This is a genomic window from Fuerstiella marisgermanici (assembly GCF_001983935.1).
Taxonomy (GTDB): domain Bacteria; phylum Planctomycetota; class Planctomycetia; order Planctomycetales; family Planctomycetaceae; genus Fuerstiella; species Fuerstiella marisgermanici.
On record NZ_CP017641.1, the window covers coordinates 2,226,544 to 2,249,810 of the forward strand.

Sequence of the window (23,267 nt, forward strand, 5' to 3'; positions counted from 1 at the left end):
ACACCGTCAATTGTACAGCAGGAACTTCTTGCGCCGTGCGAGGAACTCATCCACGCCTTCAGCGGCCGCGCGACGGACATCGTCGGCCGACTGGCCTTCCGTAATCGCGTTTAGAGTCTTCTTGTTTCCCAGCAGCCGGTAGGCGCTTTGGCCCTTCCAGTCATCCGGATGAAGCTTCTGCAACTGGCGCGATATTTCGAAGCCGGTTTGAAGCGGTTCAAACTTTTCGCGATCGGTAATGATGATGTTGATCCCGCCACACACTTCGTCCGCGTACTTGCTGGACGCCGGTGAATAGCGAATCGGTACAAACACGACGCCGGGGACATTTTGAGCGTTCAATGCCGCAGCCAGTTGCCGTGGCTGGATCCACGTCGCACCGATGACTTCGAAAGGCGTGTCGGTGCCTCGACCCACGGAAATATTCGTGGTCTCAATCATGCCGATGCCAGGATACAGCAGCGCCTGAGTGAGGCACCTCATGTTCGGTGACGGGTTCACCCAAACCAGACCAGTGCCGTCCCAGAACATGTCCCTCTTCCACTGCTCACATTTCACAACCTGCAGGTCGACTTCCAGCTTCAGTTCTGACTTGAACATCATTGCCAGTTCACCGATTGTCATCCCATGACGAACCGGCAGCGAATGGAAGCCAACAAACGATTCCTGCCCCGCATCCAGCATCGGCCCGGCCACGTCCACACCGTTGATCGGATTCGGGCGATCCAGCACAACAAAACGTTTGCCGTGTTCGGCGGCCGCCTTTAATGCTTCGCCCATCGTTGAAGTGTATGTGTAGAACCGAGCACCAATGTCCTGAATATCGAAGACGATCGTGTCGATCTCCTGCAGCATCTCGGGAGTCGGTTTGCGTGTCTTACCGTACAGGCTGAAGATTTTCAGGCCCGTCGATTCGTCGGTCGCGTCGCCGATTTTTGAAACGTCCAGTTTACCTTCGAAGCCGTGTTCCGGACTGAACAACGCCGCCAGCTTGACGTTGGGAGCATCGTGCAGCAGTTGTACAGTCGTGACTCCGTCAGCCGTCAACCCTGTGTGATTGGTAATCAAACCAACTCGCTGCCCGGCCAGTGTTTTGAATTGATCACGCCGCAGCACGTCGACGCCTGTGAGCACAGGATCGGCGGCCACAGCCACAGCCGACATGGCCACGACGCTTAGCAACATAACTGCCGACAGCGATCTCCGTCGTAGCGCAGGCGGAGGCATCCTTGACAGCCTTGTGGTGTGATTGTGCGTAGAAGTGTTCAGTGTTGAATGGTAGTTATGTTGCATGATTCTATTCTGAAGGCGTGGTCATTAATTTCAGGAAAGCGGCAGGCGTTTCAGCCGTTTGAACGCGATGGCACAGTAACAGGCAGCCCTTGGCGCGGCCGAATTCACAGCAGTGCATCGCGGCGTCAAGTCTTACGCTTTTGGGCTAAGATGCAAGGGATGAACGCCGCAAACGGCCGCTACATCGATCGCGTGATGGCACCGACTTCTTCAAAATGCAGCCGGATTTCACGAAGTGTGGCCGGCTGAAAAGCTGTCGCACCGAACTTCGTCGACCGAATCGATTTGTTAACTCGTTCTTCTTCTTCGCGCGGAAAAACGGCAAGGCACGGGACTTTTTTCGATCGTCCGTACGCCTGCATCTGCGGGAAGGCAGACAGAGTTTCATCGGTGAAGTGGTCCGCCAGAACCAAAAGGCCATCGGGCGGACTGTCGCCTTTCAAGCGTTCAATCGCCACGTCCGGGTGCGATACAAACGACGTTTCGAACTCATGTTTAGCGAAGTATTCGGTCAGTGCCTTGATGCGTTTTTTGACGGAATCGACGATCAGAAGTTCGAACGGCTGCGGTTCACCGACGGCGATGTCGATGCCGCCGTCTTCCTGTCCGGTCCATTCGCCGAGTTCGATCAGCGCGGCCTTCAGGTCGACCATCGCTTCGGCGGCCGATTGGTAGCGATCGTTCGGTCCGACCTGCATCAACTTGTCGACAATAGCGGCAATGCAGTTCGGCACGTTGGGCAGAATGCTTCGCAGCGGCGGTGTGCTGGTATAGCGGCTTAGTTGCTTGCGTTCGTCGCGGTCTCGCGTGCGTGGCCAGGCCGACTGCCCGGACACGAGTTCGTACATGATCGCGCCGGCAAAGAACAGGTCGCTGCGAGGATCGTTGTCCGGGGCGTTGGTACCTCGTTCCAGCGACGCGTATTCGAGTGCTCGGTGAACGTCGTCGCTGGTCCCGACTCGCGTGGGCGATTCCGCGCCAGCGAGGCCGAAGTCGACCAGTTTGGCCACACCGGTGCTGCTCATCAACACGTTCGTCAGCTTCAGGTCCCGATGAGTCGCTCCCATCGAAAGAGCGTAGTCGAGTCCCGCGCAGATTTCGTACGTGCACCTGGCGGCTTCTGCTGGCGACAGGCTTTTTCGAATCCGCATGAAATCGCGAAGATTGCCGCCTTCAACGAAGTCCATCGTGAAGTAATGAAAATCGCCTTCGCTGCCGACATCCAGGATCGGCACAATGTTCGGATGCTGAAACCGCTGGCAGATGCGAGCTTCGCGATGAAAGCCAGCCACAGCCTCCGGATCAGCGGCCCACCGTTCTCGCAGCAGTTTGACGGCTACCGTTTGCTGATCATCCAGCGTGGCCGCTCGGTACACGCGAGCGAAGCTTCCAGACGCATTCCGGTACAGAAGTTTGTAATTGCCCAGCACAAGGCCGTCCGTGGTGCCCTTCAAAATCCGCTTCGTCTGCAGACTGGTCAGTAACTGACGACGTTCCATCAAGCTAAGGACGCCGGCCACACTTTCCCCATTGGTCAACTCGCGTTCGATCTGTTTCCATTGCTCCATGCGCACCAGACGACTGGTGATCAAGAATCGCTTCAGATCTTCTTGAGAGTGAAATTCCACGATTCGACAGCAGCGGGCCAGAGGTTGGAAGGTTGAGGCAGCGGTAGGACGTTCAAAGGGTAACGATTTAACGGGGCATGTGCAGGCAGAAAATCCGAGGGATCACAAGGTTTGATTGTTCGCCCCTGCCTATTCGGAATTCTCCACCACATCGCTATCAATCCACTGCCGGAGAGATTGCCAGCTGAAGCCACTAAACGGCGCTGGTTGCGGCGTCGGCAGAGAAATATTCCTTACCAGCAACGAACGTTTGAACAGGCTCAAAGCGGGAACATACCCTACCCCCCGATTCTGACAACGTCACACGAAACAGCGTCAGGTTGGCCGCGTCGCCCGCGCCGATTGAGGCAATCGGTTCGTGAAATAACCGGCCGGGGTTGTGAGTTGCCATGTCGACGGCGGTTGCCAGCGGAATTTCGCACGCGTCAGCCATGTGGACAACGCAGTCGCCTGTTGTCGCGCCAGACCCCGCCAAAAACTGACGCTGCCCCGCTACAACCAGACGCCCGTCCTCAAGCACTTCCACACCAACGTCGCCTTCGGCATACGTTCCCGGTGGGCAACCGGCGAAGCCTGAAACGTCGCAGGTCAGAATTGTTTGTTGATCCGTTTTGCACTTCAACACACATTTCAGTACCGATGCCGGCACATGCCAGCCGTCCGCGATGACGCTGGCCCACAGGCGGTCGTCGGCCAATTGTTCCCACAGGTAGTTGGGATGCCGCCGCAGAGTTCCGTGTGCTCCGTTGCCAAAGTGAGTGCTTAAGACCGCTCCTGCATCAGCCGCCGCCTGAATCTGTTCCGGCGTCGCGCCGGTGTGGCCAAGAGCCACTACAACGCCGTCCTGGCACGCCTGCTGAATAAACGCTACTGCGTTTTCTGCTTCGGCCGCCAGCGTGACCAGTTTAATGCGGCCACCGGATGCTGCCTGCAGCTCGCGGAATTCTTCGTAATCTGCCGGTCGCACGTGCTGCAACGGATGAGCGCCGCGTGGACCGTCTTCAGCCGAAATATACGGGCCTTCCAGGTGATAGCCGGCCACGCAATCGTTGACCAGTGGGTTCTCTTCGCATGCCTGGCGCAGCGTGCTGAAGCCGTGGATCAACGCTTCGCGCGACGCCGTAATCAGTGTGGGAAAGTACCGAGCGATCCCTTTGGCCAGCAGTGCTTCGGTGACGTCGGTCACATTCTGTACCGTGAGTTCCGGGCTGCTGAACCAGATGCCGTTGTAGCCGTTGATTTGAATATCAAACAGGCCTGGACTGACAAACGGCAGCTGCTGAATTTCTTCTGCCGAACATTCCAGCGGCTCGACGGAAGTAATCCGTTCACCGTCGGTTTCAATCGCGATCGGAGCCTGCGTTTTGTAGTGCTTTGCCAAAATACGTGTCATGGGATTTCTTCTGAGGGTGCAAATTGTGCGTGCAGCCATGCCTCCAGCTCGTCGGCGGAGGAGGCCGCAGTAAGCAGTCGCCGATAGACCGGGTCTAAGAACTGCTCACTGATCATAGAGTTAATAAGCGTGATGAGGCCGTCATAGTAGCCATCGGGATTCAGCACCGCGATGGGGGCCGCGTGGAATTTTAGTTGTGCCCAGCACAGCACTTCAAACAACTCTTCCATCGTGCCAAACCCACCAGGCAGAGCGATGTAAGCATCTGCCAGTTCGTGCATGGTTGCCTTGCGGACATGCATGTTGGGTACGACCCGCATATCTGAAACGCCGGTGTGCATCAATTCGACGTTGGCCAGTGCTTCCGGGATCACTCCGACGACGTCGGCTCCGTGACGCAGCATTTCGTCTGCAATCGCGCCCATCAGGCCCGTGCTGCCGCCACCGTAAATCAGAGTGTCGCCGCGTAGTGCCAGAATTCTTCCGAGTGCCGTGGCTGCGCCGACGTGGATCGCATCGGAACCGCTACGCGATCCGCAGAACACACAGATGGATGCCATGGTCGAGGTCCGTTCAATCGTTCTGCGCCTGCGGTTCGGCGGGCGTGAGTTCTCGGCGATACGTGACCAGTTCCTGCACGTGCTCGAAGTTCGCAGCCAGGAACATCTGCTGAGCAGCTTCGTTGTTGCTGTCGACCTGAGCTTCAATCAGCTGAATGGATTGTTCGCGAAGTCGCCGGCAGATTTCCAGCACCAGCGATAGACCGTAGCCATTGCGCCTCTGGTTTTCCGGCACGTAGATGTCTCGCATGCCAACCGCGCGGACGCCCCACTTTGGCACATACACGTCCAGGCCGACAATCTGTCCGGACGCGACGATTTCCTCGTTGTGGCGTTCCTGTAATTCAAATCGCAACGCATCCAGGTGGCCAAACCGTACGTGCCACCACCACGAAAGGTCGCGCACGCGGTCTGTGATCACCAGATTCAGTCGCCGCCGATGTCGAATTAATCGTGAGCTGATCGGATCACGGCCCATGGTGAGATCGCGATGAAACACGAAAATATTCTGATCGGGCTGGTAGCCCAATGCCTCGTAGAATTCGTCCCACGGAACAGTCGCCTTCGACAGGCCGGACGCCTGCAGGCCGCCGTAAATGCCGTTGTAGAATCCGTTGCCGTCCAGCCCGGCGCCTGCGACAACCACGCGGGCACCTTTGCGAGCCAGATATTCTTCTGCCTGCCCGACAAGCTGCCGGCCGAGCCCCTGGCCACGAAAGTCAGGGTGTACGACCAACCCCGAAATTACGCCTTGAGTGTAGTCGAGATCTGAGCCGGATTCGTTACTGCGAAAGCCTGCATGTACGAATGCGACGATGCGATCGTCTTCGGTGGCGACAATAAAGCCGTTTCTGTCAAAGAACGGTTGAGAGAAAACGAATAGCTCAAGGATGTCGCATGGAAAGCCTTCGGCAGCACTGGGGCCGAGCTTGCTGGCGTGCCAGAGTTTCAGGATTCCGGGTGTGTCGCGGTTATGGAACGTGCGAAATTGAACCACGAGATCTACAATTCCTCAACGCAGACGGATTGTTCGGACGAATTCTACAGCCGGGCCGTGTCTGGATGTGGACTGTAACGGTCGATTTCCACGGTGACAAGTTGCTGGAATCGATGCTGGATTCATCCCCGAAAACCGGTGAATGAATCGCCGCCTCGGAATCGACAAAAAAAACGAGAACTGGAAGCAACTGTGTCAAACTTTACCTGGACCGATCGCGAACTGATCGCGTGGCTCGACGAACTGCTGCCGGTCGAACGCATGACCCAATTCGAAGAACAGATGCGGTCGGACGAAACGCTTCAATCTCGCTTGTCGCAACTGATCCATCACCGTGACCAGGGCGGCCATTCGGTTGGCGAAATCTGGCAGCGAGCGGGCTTGAGCTGTCCTTCCCGCAGCGAACTTAGCGGCTATCTATTGCAGACGATGCCCGAGGAAGCGGCTGGCTACATCGAGTTTCATCTGAAGACGATCGGCTGCCGCGTTTGCCAGGCGAATCTCAAGGATCTTGAAGACCACGCCCAGCAAACAGAAGCCGCTCCCGGCCGCCGTCGTCGTTTCTTCGAATCGTCGGCCGGACTGTTGCAGGATTCAGCTGATTCCGACGAATTTTAGTGATTGTCGGTGCGAACTCGTACCTGCAATGCACCCAGCATCTTGGTGATGCGTTCTTCTTTCTGATTGATAAAGAAGACGTTCTCTAACACGATGGCGCGGCGTTCCTGACTGGGATGCAGGATTAAACGCCCCGATCGCAGCAGCAGGTATTCGAACACGTCATTGATCTCTTTATCGATCCGCAGGTTCGGGGCAGAAAAGCGTTCCAGGTCGCTAAGCACACCGTGATGGTGCAGCAACTCGTTACCACGCACTTCCCAATAGTCGAAGCGACGGCTGACGATCACCACAAGAAACAGTCCCATCATCCCCAGCGTGAATATCACGTAGAACGAAGCGTTTGCGGCCGGCCGGATTTTTGTAATCTGAGCCGTCACCCACGGAATCAGGTTCGCGTTCAACCGGAACAGGGTCCACAATCCGATCACGACCGCCACCGTCGCAAAGAACCACGTCAATGATGTGGTGCGAGGAAAATCGAACGCTACGACGACCAGGTTGATCAGCAACACGGTCAGAAAAATGCGGCCTGGAATGACGGCCGCTTCCGCATCCGCGCCGATTTTGTTGAACCACATAAAAATGGCACCGAACATCGCGGCCAGCACCGTGGGGTACAGAAACACGACCTTCGGATAAGAAACCAGATAGACGGGGCCTGGATTATTCGGGTTCTTCGGGTCGGGACCATCGTCCGGGGACGGTGCAGTTGTTGTGGTTACTTCGGCCATGTTTGCTAATTCTCCGACAAGTCTGTCGTTTTCGATTGGGATCCAACTTCATGTTGGCATGAGTGCCGTCCTGACACGTCGCCGTTTTTGCGTCCTGTCACTGCGACGCACTCTATCGCCCTCGCACCCGGTTATCCAGAGTCCCAGCCTTCGGCATGGCGGAATCCTGACTGACAATACAAGGCGGAATGCAACCAACGCACTGGCTAACGCTTAGAAGTTAGCCGCAGATCAAAGATACTTCAAAAACTCGTCACCGCCAGTGGTTCGCAAAAAGCGGGCGAATATTGAGTCGCCTCAGAATCAAAATCCCCGCAGAATGGCCACAAGCGCCGCAAGAACAGCGAGTTCGACCTTCGCACTCCTTCGTGTCCGTCTGAATGTTATTCGTGGCAATGAGTCATACCGTTTCCGAAATAAGGATGATCCGGAAACGTAGCCAAATCCGATTTGACGGCGTGATTCAAGCTTCACATCTGCCGCGCTGCCAGCAGCTTAGCGTTCGATCGTCACCGCCATCACGATCGGAGCCGTTGGGTCGTTCCCTTTGACCAGTTCCACGGTGGCAATTTTCTCAGCAGGCCGCTCGGGTGAAATTGCGAGGTGCCGGATCTGCTGGCCGCCCAACGCAAACGCAAACTCGCTGCCCGGCACGTCGACTCGGCGAATGTAGTCCGCAAAGTGAACCCCGTTTTTCAATGGGTGGTCCTCCTGCGTGCCATCTGCATAGTGCACTCGCACGATCATCGACACCGATTCAGCCTGATGAGACGGATAACTCCAGCCGCCAACGCCGCTTAATAAATGAATGGCTTTCGCAGGCGTGTTGCATGGCAGAGTCACCGACTTTGGCATCGTTGGCGGCAACGTTCCGTGAGGTCCGTTCAGCAGAATAATATTTGCCGTCGTTTTGCCGCGAGGGTCCGTCAGCAGAAACGGAACGTCCTTGAAGAACTTTGGATTCCAGTCGGCGAACACCATGCGGTCCGGGCCGTTGTCCCCATCGTGGAACAGCCCCTTCGTGCTGATCGCGGTGGCGTAGCGGTCCAGCGGCACGGGCACGTACTTGCCCTTGTTGGTCAGAAACTGCAGCAGGTCAGACAACTCAGTTTCTGTCATCTGCTTTTCAAAACCTTCCGGCATCAGCGAATTCTTCGACGCCAAAAGTTCGTCGATATCTTCTCGCTGAATACTGGCTTCTTTGCCTTCGGTATCGATCAGCGTAATCGACGTTCGAGTTTCGCTGGCCAGCATTCCATTGGCGACTCGGCCATCAGTGCGAACAACCGTGTAAATGCGGAAGTTGCCTTCAACGCTGCGAGATGGGTCGATGATATGCGTCAGCAGCTCGGCTTTCGGGTGCACGGCCATGCCGGTGAGGTTGGGGCCGATGTTCTTGCCCAGTTCTCCGTGACGATGACACTTCGAACAGTGTTTCTTGAACATTTCCAGCCCCGCCTCCACGTTGCCATCCTGTTCGCAAAGGTGCAGCAGCGACTGCAGTACTTTTTCGCGGTTGGCATCCGGAAGTCCGCCGCTCATGCTGAGTAGTTTTTCTGCCTGTTCGCGAAGTTGCTTATCAGGAAAGGCTCGCAGCGACTGCTTTTGATCGAGCGTCAAGTCTGACAGTTCGATGTCTCGAGCCTCAATTCCCGCCAGAAGTGACTTCGCCCATTCCGGACGACTAAGCAACGTGCCGATCGATGCGGATTTCAACTGCGGAGTCAGTGACGCGACCGCTTCCACCAGCTTCTCACCCGCGGCCGCCGAACGGCTTTGCTGAATGGCGTTCAGGAGTTGCACGCCGAGTTCCGGCGGTGTGTTGACGTTCAATTGTTCAACGATGGCCGCGACAGTATCGGCATCGTCAGGGCGGAACCCGATCAGATCGCGAGCGGCGGCGATGCGAGCTTTATCCGATGCATTCGAATCATTCACTTTTGCCAGCATCGAATCTACGATTGCTTCGGCGTGCGTATCCAGCGCGGTCGAACCGCAACGAGTTGCCAGGCGAATTACAGTCCCCTTGGCGTCAGCCGGAAATCGATCCAGCAAACTCACTAGTTCCGCATCGAGACCGGCGTCAGTCGGCAACTTGTAGTCGTCGGGCAGCCCATTTGTCAGTCCGTCCACAGCGACGATTGCTATGTCAAGGTACCGCAGAGATTTCAACAGTGCTGTTAACTGCCGAACTGTAGGGCGACTTCTGCCGACGTGCTCGGCAACGCGTTTCGCAACCTGCGCGTTCGTCTGCGACAGCGGCATCTCTTCCTTCGTTTTTCCCGCAGGCTGCTCAAACCGGTTAAAAGCCTCGAACCACTCGTACGAATGTGTAGCTGCTGCCGCTGTTAGGGCATCGATCACAACAGCATCACCAATCGCAGTCTGCCCAACACTCACAATCGCTTTCGCCAGCTCGCCGCTCACGGGCATATCCGCGACCTTCAGAATGGTCTGCAGGTGGACCTGCGGGAAGTTCCGGGACCAAACTTGATAGGCCTGCGTCAAAAGCTTCTCGCCGTGCTCACTATTCGGCAGCACCGAAATCGCATTCCGACGAACGGCCGCCGATGGATGCCGTAAGGTTTTGGCAAGCGCCTGAGTTACTCGACCTGTAGACTTAAGCTGAGGGTCCAGACGAAGGTAGCCGATCGCCTTCAATGTCTGCAACGCGTGGATAGCTCCCACGTTCAGACCGGCTTCGTCGACGGATTCATCGGCCAGAAGTGCCAACAAAGGCTGCAAAACATCCCCCGTTTCCCCGGCATTTCGTTCAATCAACAATCGCTGAGCCTGCAGACGCCACATTAACGACGGATGCTTGAGCGTTTCGACTAATTCCAGGTCCGTGGCGTCGGCAAGGCTAGTGTATTCGTGAACGACGTCGCCGCCATGTGCGGTTAAAGTAGCAGGCTCTCTCCGAGAGCCGCCCGCCCGCTGTTCGGTCTCCTCAGCATCGTTCACATAGGATTTTGAAGCAGCCGCCGCTCCGGGGACATTCAGCTCTTGGAAAGAGCTGGCGACTTTGGCTGTCGCCGTTGGCACCACTCGCAAAATCCGTCCGTGCTTCTTGTCTCGCAAATCGCTCTCGTACGCATTCCCTTTCCCTGTTTCGAAACCCTGAGGCGTCGGGTTGTGTTGCACGATGTAGTTGTACCAGTCTATGACCCAGACCGCTCCGTCCGGGCCGACTTCTGCCATGATCGGAGCACTCCATTCATCATCGCTGGCCAGCAAATTGCACGGGCTGGTGGACGTGTAGTTCGCTCCGTCGCGCCGCAGCACAAACGTTCCCACAAGATGCCCAGTCGGTCCGCAGACGAAAGCCGTCTTATTCCAGTACTGTTTGGGGAATGCTCTGGCCGTATACAATGCATGGCCCGCTCCGGCCGTGTAGCCGCCGAACTGGTCCACCTGCCGGATGTTTTCGGTGATCGGCTTAAACTTGTACGTATCCGCGATCGTCCCCAAAGTCGGCGGCGACCAGCCTCGCACGCTTTCGTAGTACCGATTTGGAATCGGCACAAACATGCTGGGATTGTGATTGGCCGTCGAGCCAAAAATCAGACCGTCTTCGCTGATGCCCAGTCCCCACGTGTTGTTGTTGCTGGAACGAATAAATTCCAGATCAGTAACTTTGGGCGGATCGGTCTGTGACAGTTTGAACCGCCAGAATCCCATTCGAAACGTCTGAGCCGGCTTGCCATCCACATGCGGCGTGCTGTTATTGTAGCCCTGCATCGCCCAGACCCAATTGTCCAGGCCATAGCGAAAATTGCTAACGCCGCCATGAGTGTCACCTAATGCCCAGTTGGTGATCAGCTGTGTCTTTTGGTCAGCTTTATCGTCGCCGTCCGTGTCCTTCAGGTATATCGTTTCTGTTCCGTTCTGCACGACCGCACCACCGCGAATGATGACGATGGCCGTGGGAATGCTCAGCCCTTCCGCAAACACCGTAAACTTGTCGGCCACGTGGTCACCGTCGGTGTCTTCGCAGATGCGAATGCGGTCTCGGTTTTTGCCGAGTTCGTTGGGGTAGTCGACTGTTTCACAAACCCACAATCGCCCGCGTTCGTCCCAGGTCATGGCAATCGGCTTTCCGTGTGAGCCGCCGGCGCTCACAAAATTCCGTTCGTCCGCGTACAACCGCACCGCCATACCTTCCGGCGTGACGTAATGCTTCAACGATTCTTCTGGCGACAGTGGTTGCTGCATCGTCGTGCGAGGCTTCCCCTGAACGCCCCACTTTTGTCCCGGCGTGTAATTCGGAATCTTCGGCCCGACGTCCATGTATTCGAACGGTGCGACGTCCGAGGGAATCTGCGTCATTTGCGGCGCTGCAAACGTGTCGGCGTCGTGATGAGGAGGCACCACAGACGGATCCTCACCACAAGCCCATCGGATGCCTCGCTCCACGAGGTTTTGAAAGCCTGCGTTTCCGAATGTTCGCTCATCGTGTCCCCAGGCCGTGTAGAACACTCGGCCCTTCCCATGAGTTCTCACCCACGTCCACGGTTCGCGTTTGTTACCGTCGGCCTGGTCGCCTTCGATTCGAAATTCCAGCACCGTGCGATCTTTTTCGTTATGGCGATGATGGATGTACGTCTCATCCCAGCTCGTAAAACTGCCGTAGCCTTTCATAATGGGATGCTGCGGTTCAGCAATCGATGTCGTAAACACCTGCCCGCCGTGTCTCAAAAACTGCGCTCCCATTAACGCAACCATGTCGGCGTTGTTGCGCCAACAGTAGGTGGCGCAGTGCAGCGGGATGAAGCCCTTCCCACTGGCGACGTAATCCAGCACGGCCCTGGCCTGAGCGTCCTCAATGCGATCGATGTTGGCGTACAACACCAGCCCATCAAAGTTCCCCAGCGTTTCGGCGGAGAGGTCTTCCATGCGATCCGTGTATTTCAGATCAACACCACGCGGCTCGAGTGCTTCAGCCAACTGCTGAAACCGAGCTTCCGGGCGATGATGCCCGTTGTCGCCCATGAACAGCAGCTTCAGGTCGGCGGCGGACGCGGATGAGGCTGTAACAAACAGCAGCACATACAAGAACAAGGTCGAAGTATTTCGTTTCATCATTTCTGCTTCGCTTAGCGGTCGTGCAACAGACGTTTGTCAGTGCAGTAATTCCAATGTGCCGTGGCTTGCAGGCAAGCCTTCCAGATCTCTAAAAGAAATCCGGTGTACGCGGTTCTCCGTGTGAGTTTCCGTCGCGCGTCATCAACTGCCGCAGCAACTCGGGTTCGAGTTGTTCGCCAATGAATCGCACCGAACCATCGCCCAGCAACACCTGAGCTCCTCCAAAATGATACGAGGACATTACACCGTTTGATTCGTGCAATGCATCTCCCGGCGCATTGATTTCAGGCTCGTCTGTCGCGGTACTTACGTCCTTCGGTCGAGTCCAAACGATCGGCTTCCCACAGGTTTCCGCAACCATCAATGTGTTCGCGAGACCATCAGTAAACGCATTAATCTTAACATATTCGCGATCGCCGAATGCCGTTCCCGGTCCGGTCACCGCGGAATAGGCCGATAAAAATCTGTCGTGGTCATCAAGTCGAAACGGCCGCGCGGGACAATCCAGCGTCTGAACAACCACCCCCGCCAGCGGTGCGTTGTCTGGATGCTCCCACGTCGCGTCGTGGTTGTAGCGTTCATAAAGCGGGGCCTGGTCCAGGAAAGGCAGTACAGTGACGCGCCACGAACGGTCAAACTTCGGCTGGACGGCAATCGGAAACATACTGTTGACATCGTGGTAGTTGTGCAACGCAAGCCCGATTTGCTTGAGATTATTTTTGCACTGAGTTCGCATTGCGGCTGGTGGCCCAGAAGCCCCACTTGAAGGCTGGAAGACGACTGGGAGCAAGAATCCACAACACAAACCGATGAGTGCCAGGCGTCCGACAGATTCCCAAGAGTTGCCTGCCTCGCGGTACTTCCTAAGAGTTCGCATCGCCGCCTGAAGGGCAATGAGGATTAGCATGAGAAGCAGGGCAGAGATCATGGGACCGCGCAGAGGTTGCAACACGCTCGGTCGAGACAGGTCTACCCACAAAACCATGACAGGCGGCAGGCCCACAAGTAAAGCCGTCCGCGCCACGCATTCCCATTTAGCGCCCCGCACACGGATTGAGAAAACCAGGAGCGTTGCGACCACGAACATCAAAAATATTGGCAAGCCACCGAGACCGTAATTGGTCAGCGGCCACCATGAAGGAGGAAAGTCGTGCATATCAGATTTCCCCACCGTCTATCACGGCGTCATGCCGATAACAGGACGCAAAAAAGCGGACTCAAACGTCAACGCCAATATCGATCTCGATTCTGAGTAGGCGTTCTCCATGATAGTGCCCACGCACCGGATAGACTCCATCACCATATCCCGTTTTGCAGAAAAACATGGTGGGCGAATCGGGCAGGCCGATCGGAACTTCGCCCCACGGGGCGTTGTTGACGTTAATCCTGTCGAAGGAATTATGTGTGTAGACATAGAAGGGTCCATCCGGGATTATTGTGGGTAGAGGTCGAGTCCTCCGCAGTAGAAGAGGATGGCGGTTTTGAAGTTGTCGCGGTTTCGGTATCCGCCGACTCTTCGTTTGATGGCCATGATTTTGCTGTTCATTCCTTCGGCGACGGCGTTTGTGATTCCGTGAGTGCAGTAGCTCACCACATTGGCTAAGCGTTCTTTGATCGTGCGAGCGACTTTCTTCATTGGCTCCAGCTTTGTGTGGATGACTCGCTTGTACCAGTCATTGAAGAACATCGTGGCCTCTGCCGGAGTGTCATGAACCCAGAGGTCTCGCAGCATTTCCTTGTAGGCCCACGCTTTGCCCGTGAGTAACTCTGCCTTCCATGCGGCATCAAAGCGTTCCTGCTGTTTCTCGGTAAGATTCTCCTGGCCTGAAAGCCACAGATACCGAGTTCCCGTCAATCGATCATCGCCTTCGGCGCGAAGCTTCTTCTGCTCCGACCGACGGACCTTGTCGACGGCTTCGGTCGCCAGCTTCATGATGTGAAAGCGGTCGTGCACAATCTTCTGTTCGGCCAATGCAATGTTGCCTTTGGTGCTCTTGACGTATGCGGCACTCATGTCCATCGCAACCGCCTCCACAGACTGCTTTTCACTGTCTGAAAGCTGATCGAAACAGGCATCAGCGGCTGCCGTGTCATGACCATCGGAAATCGCTTCGACAGTGCTCTTGTCCAGATCGTAGATCAGCGTGATGTAGTTGTGTCCTTTTCGAAAGGCTTTCTCGTCGATGCCGATTCGAGGGAGGTTCTTCGATTGTTTGCGATCCTTCCCGCGAGCCACCGCCTTCTGCAGAATGTGCCACGATTCATCCCATGAGATCCCCAGAATGCTGCACGCCCCTTTCACGGTTTGTGTGGCCAGAAGAACGTCGATGGCGAAGCGTTCAAAGAACAATGAGAAGCGGCTGTTCTTTTCCGCCCAGGGAAGCCTGATCTGTTTGACGCCATGATCCGGGCACTTCACGCGAGGCGTGCGGGCATGAAGGATGGTCGCAAATTGCATCGTGTCCAGATGCCGCCATTTGCGAGACTTCGTGTGGTCATAGCACGGCAGCTGCCTGTCGCAATCCGGACAGCAAAAAGTTTCGCCCTCGCCATGTTCGACGAAAACGTCGACCTGTTGAGCTTCCATATCCAGCTGAACGTCCGCCACAAACCACGGCCCCGTCAGTCCCAAAATCTGTTCGTAAAAGTCTGTTCCCTGCATCCCACGAAAACTAACGAATTAACGCCTCACCCACAAAGAACCCGGATGGACCCATAGAAGTACATCGGAGGGAAGTGCGAGTATTCCGGAATGCTGGCAACATACTCCGTTATCTCGAGTTCCAGCGATGGTGAAACCGAGCCTTCGATTTGCTCCGTCACTGGTCCGCGCGGCGTTGTCTTTAGACCAAATCGTTTTCTGATTTGATTCAACAGTCGACGATCACTCGCTTTGTTGATCACACCGATGCGCTCCGGGCCGGTTTCGCACCAATGCAATTCCAACTCCTTCTGATCCGCCACAACGAGTTTGGCGGAATCGATTCCAACCGTCCCCAGTTCCTGACATCTGTCTGCATGTGTCGCATCATCCAACTGAATTTCGATCCGGCCGACGCGGATTGACCCATTTTCGCGGCGACGAACGGTGCCAACGATTGGAAAGTCTCCCAAAGGCACACCTTCCACGACGACATCAGGTATGGACTGCGGGTCCGATATCGAAACCGTGCCGGAATCGATTCGCACTCCACCGAGCTGCAGCGTTCTTACCGTGACATCAGCTCCTTCAGGATCGAATTCAACGCCGAGCATCTTGCCTGGTTCGCTCCGCACCAATTCGTCCTCTTCTGCGGCGGTGATCGGAATCTTCAGCATCCCGAACGCGCTCGCGACACCCAAACCGCCGACCAACACAGCAACACCAACGCGACCGCTATCGAATCGGGTCCACGCGGAATCCATCAGACCGACCAAAAAGAAAAGAGCGGCCAGCCAGCGTGCCGCGCGGATGCGACACGCTGCGAAAGTTGCGATCACCCACGAAGCCGCCGTCATGCCAATCATGGCAATGTATGGACGGTTGTTCTGCTCCGGCAGCCCATGCGCGAACAGCAGGATCAGTCCGTAGATCCCTCCAGCGCCAAAGAGCGCGACCAGGAAGCCGCGGCCAGTTTTCAGAGTGTCCCACATCTAGTTGCCCTACCGGCAGCGAACGCCTATCCCAGCGTAAACTCCGGCAGCTTCACAATTTCGCCGCCCTTCAACGCCGACTCATGAGCGCAAATGCCCACGCAGGTCCAGTTGGCGCTTGTGACGGCGTTCGGCATTGGATCCCGGTCTTCCAGAATGGCACTCACCATTTCATGCACCAGATGAGGATGACTACCGCCGTGGCCGCCGCCCTGAATAAAGCTTAGGTGATCCGCGTCGTGGATTTCCTGGGGCTGAGTGAACTTCTGAATTTCCTTTGGTAGCAAATGAGCGAAGTCGGGCACTTCTACCTTTTCCGGAATCTCATGTTCAGGCTTCTTCGCTGTGTGAATCACGTGCGGTTCGTTTTCAATCAGCGTCCACTCGAAACTCTTCTTCGTACCGTACACGTCGAAACTCTCACGATACTGCCGAGCGACATCGTATAGGAATCGCCAAATGTGAGCCGTCACGTCGCTGTCTTTGAGCTTAATGTGACAGCTTTCCACGGCAAACTTGTTGCCCGACTTCTTCGCGATGTCATCGCGCACAGTTCCTGAACCGAAGCAACTGACCTGCTCGGCCAGTGAATTCATCAGACCCAGACACGGACTCACCACGTGAGTCGCGTAGTGCATGGGGATCATTTCTTCCCAGTAGCTGGGCCAGCCGTCCATGTCCTGCGGATGCGATGCCGCGAGGTGTTGGATTTTGCCGAGTTCTCCCTTGTCGTACAAATCTTTGATGTACAAAAATTCGCGGCTGTACACGACAGTTTCCGCCATCATGTATTTCAGCCCGGTTTCGTTAACCTTCTCGACAATCTTGCGACAGTCCTCAATCGTTGTCGCCATCGGAACGGTACACATCACGTGCTTACCGGCATCCAGCGCCTTCAAAGACATCCAGGCGTGGTCTGGAATCGGGCTGTTGATGTGGACGTAGTCAATGTTCGGATCGGCGAGCACCTGATCGTAATCGGTGTAACGTTTCTCGATGCCGAACTGGTCGCCGACCTTATTCATCTCCGCTTCATTGCGTCGGCAGATGGCCGCGACGTTGGCGTTTGGATGAGCCTGATAAATAGGAATGAACTCGGACCCAAAACCCAACCCGATCATGGCGACGTTTAACTGACTCATTCGACCCCTCATTAGTAAACTGACTGAACAATGTCCTGAAATTGCCGCAAAAAGGATACACAGAAGGACTTGCGACCGGAAGCGACATGAACGGATCGAATTGACAACCGCGTTCTGCACACAGAATCTCGAAAAGAGCCCGCGTCGACCGGATTGCCGGCAGCTGACTAGGTAATTTCTGTCGCAACCAGCCCCGTGAGTCTCCTGAATTGACACGATGTTTCCAATTTGCATCGTCGCCGCAAAACCGACGCAACGTGAATGTTACGGCGGGATAACCGTGTCGAACAACGCGTTTATTCCAGTTGCCGACTCAATCCAATCAGCACTCCATCTATCGTGGGCGTCCTTAATGGGAACATTTTTTGTTTGCTGATTATGGGGTCCTCAGATGGCAAAGCGACGCGCGCGAGCGGACATTCTTCGTTTGGAATCCTTTGAACCAATGGTCCTGATGTCGGCCACGATTCAAGGCACCGATTCCGCCGATTGGATCTCAGCCGATGAGCAGAACAACCTGATTCTGGCTCTCGGCGGCGACGACGAAATCTATGCTCCATTGGGCGACAATCAGATCGATGGCGGGGCCGGCCAGGATACGCTCGTCATCTATGAAGGCGTTCAGGCCGACTTCGACCTTGTGCGAACAGCCGACGGGCAAACCTACGTCGAAGGCCCGGCGCTGAACGGCGGCGTCAATGTTAATGTCCTGACCAACGTCGAACGCATTCTGTTTTTGGATGGCGCAATTAACGTGGCCGACATTCCCATCGGCGGCGAACCTCCGATTGATCCACCGGTCGACCCTCCCGTCGATCCGCCCGTCGATCCGCCTGTTGATCCGCCTGTTGATCCGCCTGTTGATCCACCAACAGCGAACATCGTCGGTACCGACGCGGGCGAATGGCTTTCCGGCAGTGACACCGACGACATTATTGACGCTCGCGGCGGCAATGACGAAATCTACGCGCCGTCCGGAGACAACTTTATCTTTGGTGGAGCGGGTTCGGACGCGTTGATCGTTTACGAAGGCGTTGCGGCTGATTTTGACGTCGTACGTTTTAGCGACGGCGTGGTCACCGTCACCGGCCCCGGTATCAACGGCCAGCCGAACACCAACGTCCTTTACGATGTGGAGCGCATCCTGTTTAACGATGGCAGCGTCTTCGTGGACTCATTGCCAGTCACGCCCGGCAACGGCCCAACTCCTCCCGGCGGCCCGACTGATCCGACTTATGGCGTGATTGGTCTGGAAACGAGCGTCATTAGCGTTAACGAAGCGGCAGGCAGCATCGACATCGCAATTCTGCGGACAAATGGATCTGACGGGGCGATTACGGTCGACTACCAAACCGTGGCCGCCACCGCGACGGACGGTCAGGACTACCAGGGAGTCTCAGGGACAGCCACGTTTGCCGACGGCCAGACCAGCGCGATTGTGTCTGTTCAGGTGCAGGACGATTCAGACTTCGAAGGTGACGAAACGTTTACCTTTACTATCGACAATGTGACGGGCGGAGCAACTCTGCTGTCACCTCGCACAGCCACAATTACAATCGTCGACGACGAATCCCCAGCGACGGCATTGTTCAGCTACGACAACTTTAACAACACCAATAACCTGAACCTTAACGGAGACGCGACCAGATCAGGCAACCGGCTGCAGCTGACCGACACGGTCGACTACGAAACCGGAAGCGTCTTCCTGCTGCAACCGCTGGCCATCGACGCCGACACCTCGTTCAGCACCAACTTCACATTCCAAATTGGCGGCGGAGCGGACGGCGCGGATGGCTTGGCCTTCGTCCTGCAAAACAGCGGTAACGGCAGCAACGCTTTGGGACTGGGCGGCGGAGCTGTCGGTTACGCAGGAATTCCTCAAAGCCTTGCCATTGAATTCGACACTTACGACAACGGCCCGGCAGACCCCAGTGACAACCACATCGATATTCTTCGAGACGGCGACGTCGACAACGAATTGGCCAGCGGCACGCCAGCTTTCAACCTGAATGACGGCACCGCCTTGACGGCGTGGATCGACTACGACGGCGACACGAACGTGTTAGAAGTCTACCTGTCAGACACCGACCTGAAACCGGCAACCGCTACCGTCTCATCGACCGTGGATATTGCTGACGTGCTGGGCAATCGCGCGTTCATGGGCTTCACGGCCGCGACCGGGGGGCTGAACAACGCTCACGAGCTGCTTGACTGGGAAGTCAGCAGCAACTCACAACTGTTGCCCGCTCCGCCAACGTCCGGATCGCTGACGACAGAAACCGTCGTGAGTGGATTCGTAAAGCCAACGGCCGTTGATTGGTCGCCGGACGGCGAGAATATGTACATTTCCGAACAGGGCGGCGTGGTTCAGGTGTTGCGAAACGGCCAGCTGTCGACCTTCATCGATTTCAGCGACGAAGTAAACGGAACTCGGGACCGCGGCCTGCTGGACATCGCCGTCCATCCCGACTTCGAAAACAATCCGTACGTCTATTTGCTGTACACCTACGATCCGCCGGAAGTGTATGAAAATACTGGCGACAACCTGGCGGGGCCAGACAAGAACGGCAATCGAGCAGGCCGGTTGACTCGCGTGACCGCCGACACGGCCACTAGCTACACCACCTTTGTCGAAGGCAGCGAAGTCACATTGCTGGGCGAAAACAGCACGTGGGACAACTTCAATGCCTTCGCCAACAGCACGAACGACTTCACCGAACCGCCCGCTGGCATCAATCCGAATGGCACCAACGTACAGGACTTCATCGCGTCTGACAGCGAATCGCACACCGTGGGTTCTGTTGAATTCGGCACCGATGGAGCTCTGTACGTCACGATCGGAGACGGTGCATCGTACAACCGTGTTGATGATCGAGCCGTGCGAGTTCAGGATATCGACAACCTGTCTGGCAAGGTGTTGCGAGTCGACCCGCTGACCGGCGACGGGCTTTCCGACAATCCCTTCTTCAACGGCGATGCCGATGCAAACCGGTCGAAGGTGTATCAGCTTGGTGTGAGAAACTCGTTCCGCATGGCGATCGATCCGGTGACGGGACTTGTTTACACGGGCGACGTCGGTTGGGGCACATGGGAAGAGATCAACGTCGGCGGGCCCGGCAGCAACTTCGGCTGGCCCTACTTTGAAGGAAGCGACACGGGCAGCCAGCAACAGGCCGCCTATTCGCAGCTGACGGAAGCTCAGCAATTCTACAACAGCGGAGCGGAAGTCACGGCTCCACTGGTGGCATTGAACCACGCTAGCACGGGAATCAACGCGATTGTGATGGGCGATGTCTACCGCGGTTCAGCGTACCCGACCGAATACTACGGCGATATCTTCTTTAACGACCTCGGCCAGGGCGTGGTGCGTAATGTGAGTCTTGACGCGGCTGGAAATGTGACCGCCGTCGATACGTTTGATACAGGAGCCAACGTTGTAGTGATGATTCAGCAGGGTCCCGACGGCCTGCTGTACTACGTAGACTTAGACGACGGCGAAGTTGGACGCTGGGTCTTTGAATAAGCCGGTGTCTGACGTCACGGCGAAACCGGAGGCGGTCATTTGACAACTTCCGAGCTCTCACACGGTGGCTGCTATTTCACAGGTAACTCAAAGCATGCGGCTTCCAGTTCGCTGCGCACCAGCAGCCGGTTGCCGTACAGGCACAGCGTGTTCCAGCACACTCCGTCGATGGTCGAGCATTCGCCCAGCTTGTCGTAAGCTTCCGGCGTCGGGTTGACCAGGTATAGCGAACCGGATTCGCCGTGGATCAAAAGCTGATCGTTCACCAATAGTATTTGACCATGCCCAAACCTTCCGCGCGCCTTCCAGATTCGATCGCCGTCGGTTAACCGAGCACATTCGAGAAACCCGTTGGATAACGAATACGCATGACCTTCATACACGACGGGACTTGTCAGTTTGGTTTTTAGCGATCGCGTGTTGAACCACTCCTTTTCGGGGCGAACGGAATCGCCTTCGTCGTGCAGAGTAATCAGCAAACCACCGCCGTCGCTGTAACCTTTGCTCGCCAGAACCTGGTTGTCGTTGACGACGGTCACCTGCGACGTGTTGGCGTAGCCATCGCTTTTTCCGGGGCGCGGCCAGCTCCACAACATTTCGCCGTTATCAGGGCGAAAGCCCATCACCTTCGTTTCACCAGTCAGCAGAATTTGTTCGACGCCGGCCACTGTCGCCAACACGGGCGACCCGTACGCAATCATCTCGTCACCGCTACGCCAAACTAAGCTGCCTGAGTTGCGGTCGAAGGCCAGCAGAGTCGACTTGTCGCCTTCCGTCGGTCCGCCGCCAGGCACAATCACGAGGTCGCCGAAGATTAACGGCGAACCAGACCGGCCCCATGCCAGTTTAGAATTTGATTCGTAATGAACATCCAGTCCTTCGCTGTCCGGCATGGATGCGATCTCAAGCCCCAGCAGTTCGTTCAGATCAACCTGCCACGCCACCGTCCCGTCGCTTCCATTCAGACACACGAAGTTCCCGACCGCTCCGACCGCGTAGACCTTGCCGTCGAAAATGGTGGGAGTTGATCGCGGCCCGGTCCGGCCCATGTTCATGGCGTCGCGATGCCGTGCCGCATGCTGGTACATCCACTGCAGTTTGCCGGTTTCGATTTCGTAGCACGTGACGCATTCCTGGTCCTGCCGCTGTTCCATCGTGACGGCGAATCCGTTGCGAGCCACGAAGCCAGCCCAACCTTTTCCGATCGGTTGCCGCCAGAGCGGCTCCATGTCCGAAAATTGATCCGCATCGATCACAAAATCTGTCGCGACGATTCCGTTTTGGTCGGGGCCGAGAAACCGAGGAAAGTCCTGAGGCGTTTCGGTAAGTAGATCTACAGACGCATCGGTGAGTTCGATGTCGGCGGGTGGCACTTCCGGTCGAGCAGCCCAGATCGGCTCTAACCGCACAAACGTCGCGTCGCCGCCGTTGACGGGACGAAAAATCGCCAGAAAAGCGAAGGGCAATGCCATGGCAATGGCACTCGCGCTAAGCCGCTGCCACCATTTCCAGCGGCTAAAAATCATGAACCACCCCACCCACAGCAGCAGCAACAACATGACCCCAATCGCCGACGCAAACATGACGGTGTCGAGGCCAATCGACAGCATGTCTTCGATTTGACTGTTGAATGCAAAGGCAAAAACGATAATCGACACTGCCATGCCCGTCAGCAGCAGCATTTTGCGAGGTACAGCCGGTTGCCGTACGGGTGGTGACGCCGGAGTTGACGGCGGATTCTGAGGTTCGACTTGGCTCATTTTTCGGCCCGGTAACTGTTCTGGAAGGCTTTGACCCGAATGGCGTTCGCCCGTAGACTGCGGCCCGCACAGTGCGATGTGAGTTGTTCGCCAGGTTAGCGATATTTCTTCGCTTTGAATACCGCAGGTACCAAGGTTTCAATGAATCGTTTCAGTCATCTTGCCACCGACTTTTATTCCAACATGCATCTGAATACCGAGATGCCGTTGCCGAGTACTCGGGACGCCGTGCTGGAATTCTTCGGCCGCGTGCAGAAGTCGTATCCGAGCATGCGAAATTTCTATACGCGCGAAAACGGCGACTTCGTGATGGAGGAGGACAAGGATCAGCCGCACCACCGCTGGCTGTCGCTGGAACCTCGCCGCATCTGCAGTGGCTTCGTTAATCCGGAAGACACAGAAGACGCGGCCGAACAGCACAAATTGATTTTGGAACTCGTGCCTTACATGCTGACCGTGAGCCCGCTGGACTGCGAAGCGCTGGACTACATGATGGGCTTCGACTTCACGTATCAGGGGAACCACGATCTGCTGGTCGCCAAAGCTCTGGGCTGTTCACCGGCGTTCGAACGATTGCCAAACCTTGAGGGCGCGACCGTTCTGAATTTTGAACCGAGCCTGACAATCAGCCTCGAAGAATCCTGCCGCCTGCAGGCGCGCCTGATGGTCGAAACTCGAACGAACGCCTACCACGTGCGACGCGACGAATTTCCGGAAGAACACATCAGCGTATTCTTCACCGTCCGGCAGTACGGCAGCCTTGAACACGACGCGTCGTTCGCCGATCGCATGGTGCAGTTGCGAGACAAGTGCGAAGAACTGCTTGAAGATTTTGTCATTGATGAGGTGCTGGTGCCACTTAGCCAGGCCATCGCCGCTTCGTAGAACCAGCTGTACGAAA

The 23,267-nt window shown here is 56.2% G+C and carries 15 protein-coding genes; 3 read left to right on the forward strand and 12 right to left on the reverse strand.

The genetic code is table 11. The features are described 5' to 3' along the window. Positions 1 to 6: 6 nt before the first annotated feature. From Fuma_RS08410 to Fuma_RS08430, 5 genes are all read right to left on the reverse strand, one after another. Positions 7 to 1,227, reverse strand: a complete 1,221-nt coding sequence (locus Fuma_RS08410) for an exo-beta-N-acetylmuramidase NamZ family protein (protein WP_077023733.1) — start codon at positions 1,225 to 1,227, stop codon at positions 7 to 9. 245 nt (positions 1,228 to 1,472) lie between these two features. Next, a complete protein-coding gene (locus Fuma_RS08415) occupies positions 1,473 to 2,885 on the reverse strand; it encodes a serine/threonine protein kinase (protein WP_145944055.1) in 1,413 nt (470 codons plus the stop codon). 229 nt (positions 2,886 to 3,114) lie between these two features. Beyond that, complete coding sequence (locus tag Fuma_RS08420) at positions 3,115 to 4,314, reverse strand: N-acetylglucosamine-6-phosphate deacetylase (protein ID WP_077023735.1); 1,200 nt, start codon at positions 4,312 to 4,314, stop codon at positions 3,115 to 3,117. Beyond that, entirely contained in the window at positions 4,311 to 4,874 is a 564-nt protein-coding gene (locus Fuma_RS08425; protein WP_077023736.1) for an LOG family protein, read from the reverse strand. The genes Fuma_RS08420 and Fuma_RS08425 overlap by 4 nt, the downstream gene beginning before the upstream one ends. Before the next feature lie 13 nt (positions 4,875 to 4,887). Beyond that, positions 4,888 to 5,871, reverse strand: coding sequence for a GNAT family N-acetyltransferase (locus tag Fuma_RS08430; protein WP_077023737.1), 984 nt, complete (start codon positions 5,869 to 5,871; stop codon positions 4,888 to 4,890). Positions 5,872 to 6,063: 192 nt separating this feature from the next. On the opposite strand from Fuma_RS08430, the gene Fuma_RS08435 reads away from it, so the two are divergent. Continuing rightward, positions 6,064 to 6,489: a hypothetical protein gene (locus Fuma_RS08435; protein WP_077028185.1), complete on the forward strand. Its 426-nt coding sequence runs from the start codon at positions 6,064 to 6,066 to the stop codon at positions 6,487 to 6,489. Here Fuma_RS08435 and Fuma_RS08440 read toward each other — a convergent pair. The 6 genes from Fuma_RS08440 to Fuma_RS08465 all read right to left on the reverse strand — a co-directional run bounded on the left by Fuma_RS08440 (position 6,486) and on the right by Fuma_RS08465 (position 17,083). Continuing rightward, positions 6,486 to 7,223, reverse strand: a complete 738-nt coding sequence (locus tag Fuma_RS08440; protein ID WP_077023738.1) for a hypothetical protein — start codon at positions 7,221 to 7,223, stop codon at positions 6,486 to 6,488. The genes Fuma_RS08435 and Fuma_RS08440 overlap by 4 nt on opposite strands. Before the next feature lie 495 nt (positions 7,224 to 7,718). Next, the gene (locus tag Fuma_RS08445) at positions 7,719 to 12,305 is read right to left on the reverse strand and encodes a PVC-type heme-binding CxxCH protein (RefSeq protein WP_077023739.1); all 4,587 of its coding nucleotides are present in this window, start codon (positions 12,303 to 12,305) and stop codon (positions 7,719 to 7,721) included. 91 nt (positions 12,306 to 12,396) lie between these two features. Further along, positions 12,397 to 13,215, reverse strand: coding sequence for a DUF1559 domain-containing protein (locus tag Fuma_RS34125; protein ID WP_158520909.1), 819 nt, complete (start codon positions 13,213 to 13,215; stop codon positions 12,397 to 12,399). A 525-nt stretch (positions 13,216 to 13,740) separates the two neighbouring features. Further along, positions 13,741 to 14,970 (reverse strand): ISL3 family transposase, encoded by a 1,230-nt coding sequence (locus Fuma_RS08455; protein WP_077023741.1) that lies wholly within the window; start codon positions 14,968 to 14,970, stop codon positions 13,741 to 13,743. Positions 14,971 to 14,996: 26 nt separating this feature from the next. Then, a complete protein-coding gene (locus Fuma_RS08460) occupies positions 14,997 to 15,941 on the reverse strand; it encodes a hypothetical protein (RefSeq protein ID WP_077023742.1) in 945 nt (314 codons plus the stop codon). A 26-nt stretch (positions 15,942 to 15,967) separates the two neighbouring features. Beyond that, the gene (locus Fuma_RS08465; RefSeq protein ID WP_077023743.1) at positions 15,968 to 17,083 is read right to left on the reverse strand and encodes a Gfo/Idh/MocA family protein; all 1,116 of its coding nucleotides are present in this window, start codon (positions 17,081 to 17,083) and stop codon (positions 15,968 to 15,970) included. Between the two features lie 391 nt (positions 17,084 to 17,474). Between Fuma_RS08465 and Fuma_RS08475 the strand changes: the two genes are divergently transcribed. Further along, a complete protein-coding gene (locus Fuma_RS08475; protein WP_145944056.1) occupies positions 17,475 to 20,606 on the forward strand; it encodes a PQQ-dependent sugar dehydrogenase in 3,132 nt (1,043 codons plus the stop codon). A gap of 71 nt (positions 20,607 to 20,677) precedes the next feature. On the opposite strand, the gene Fuma_RS08480 is transcribed toward Fuma_RS08475, so the two are convergent. Further along, complete coding sequence (locus Fuma_RS08480; protein WP_083731904.1) at positions 20,678 to 22,366, reverse strand: PQQ-binding-like beta-propeller repeat protein; 1,689 nt, start codon at positions 22,364 to 22,366, stop codon at positions 20,678 to 20,680. Between the two features lie 141 nt (positions 22,367 to 22,507). Between Fuma_RS08480 and Fuma_RS08485 the strand changes: the two genes are divergently transcribed. After that, positions 22,508 to 23,251 carry a hypothetical protein gene (locus tag Fuma_RS08485; protein ID WP_077023747.1) on the forward strand — a complete coding sequence of 248 codons (744 nt, stop codon included), beginning with the start codon at positions 22,508 to 22,510 and terminating at the stop codon, positions 23,249 to 23,251. Positions 23,252 to 23,267: the final 16 nt, after the last annotated feature.

Excerpts from the sequence above, each read along its gene's own strand:
- Fuma_RS08410 (WP_077023733.1), bottom strand. The coding sequence starts at position 1,227 with ATGCCTCCGCCTGCGCTACGACGGAGATCGCTGTCGGCAGTTATGTTG.
- Fuma_RS08420 (WP_077023735.1), bottom strand. The coding sequence starts at position 4,314 with ATGACACGTATTTTGGCAAAGCACTACAAAACGCAGGCTCCGATCGCG.
- Fuma_RS08425 (WP_077023736.1), bottom strand. The coding sequence starts at position 4,874 with ATGGCATCCATCTGTGTGTTCTGCGGATCGCGTAGCGGTTCCGATGCG.
- Fuma_RS08440 (WP_077023738.1), bottom strand. The coding sequence starts at position 7,223 with ATGGCCGAAGTAACCACAACAACTGCACCGTCCCCGGACGATGGTCCC.
- Fuma_RS08445 (WP_077023739.1), bottom strand. The coding sequence starts at position 12,305 with ATGAAACGAAATACTTCGACCTTGTTCTTGTATGTGCTGCTGTTTGTT.
- Fuma_RS34125 (WP_158520909.1), bottom strand. The coding sequence starts at position 13,215 with ATGCTAATCCTCATTGCCCTTCAGGCGGCGATGCGAACTCTTAGGAAG.
- Fuma_RS08455 (WP_077023741.1), bottom strand. The coding sequence starts at position 14,970 with ATGCAGGGAACAGACTTTTACGAACAGATTTTGGGACTGACGGGGCCG.
- Fuma_RS08460 (WP_077023742.1), bottom strand. The coding sequence starts at position 15,941 with ATGTGGGACACTCTGAAAACTGGCCGCGGCTTCCTGGTCGCGCTCTTT.
- Fuma_RS08465 (WP_077023743.1), bottom strand. The coding sequence starts at position 17,083 with ATGAGTCAGTTAAACGTCGCCATGATCGGGTTGGGTTTTGGGTCCGAG.
- Fuma_RS08475 (WP_145944056.1), top strand. The coding sequence starts at position 17,475 with ATGGCAAAGCGACGCGCGCGAGCGGACATTCTTCGTTTGGAATCCTTT.
- Fuma_RS08480 (WP_083731904.1), bottom strand. The coding sequence starts at position 22,366 with ATGAGCCAAGTCGAACCTCAGAATCCGCCGTCAACTCCGGCGTCACCA.
- Fuma_RS08485 (WP_077023747.1), top strand. The coding sequence starts at position 22,508 with ATGAATCGTTTCAGTCATCTTGCCACCGACTTTTATTCCAACATGCAT.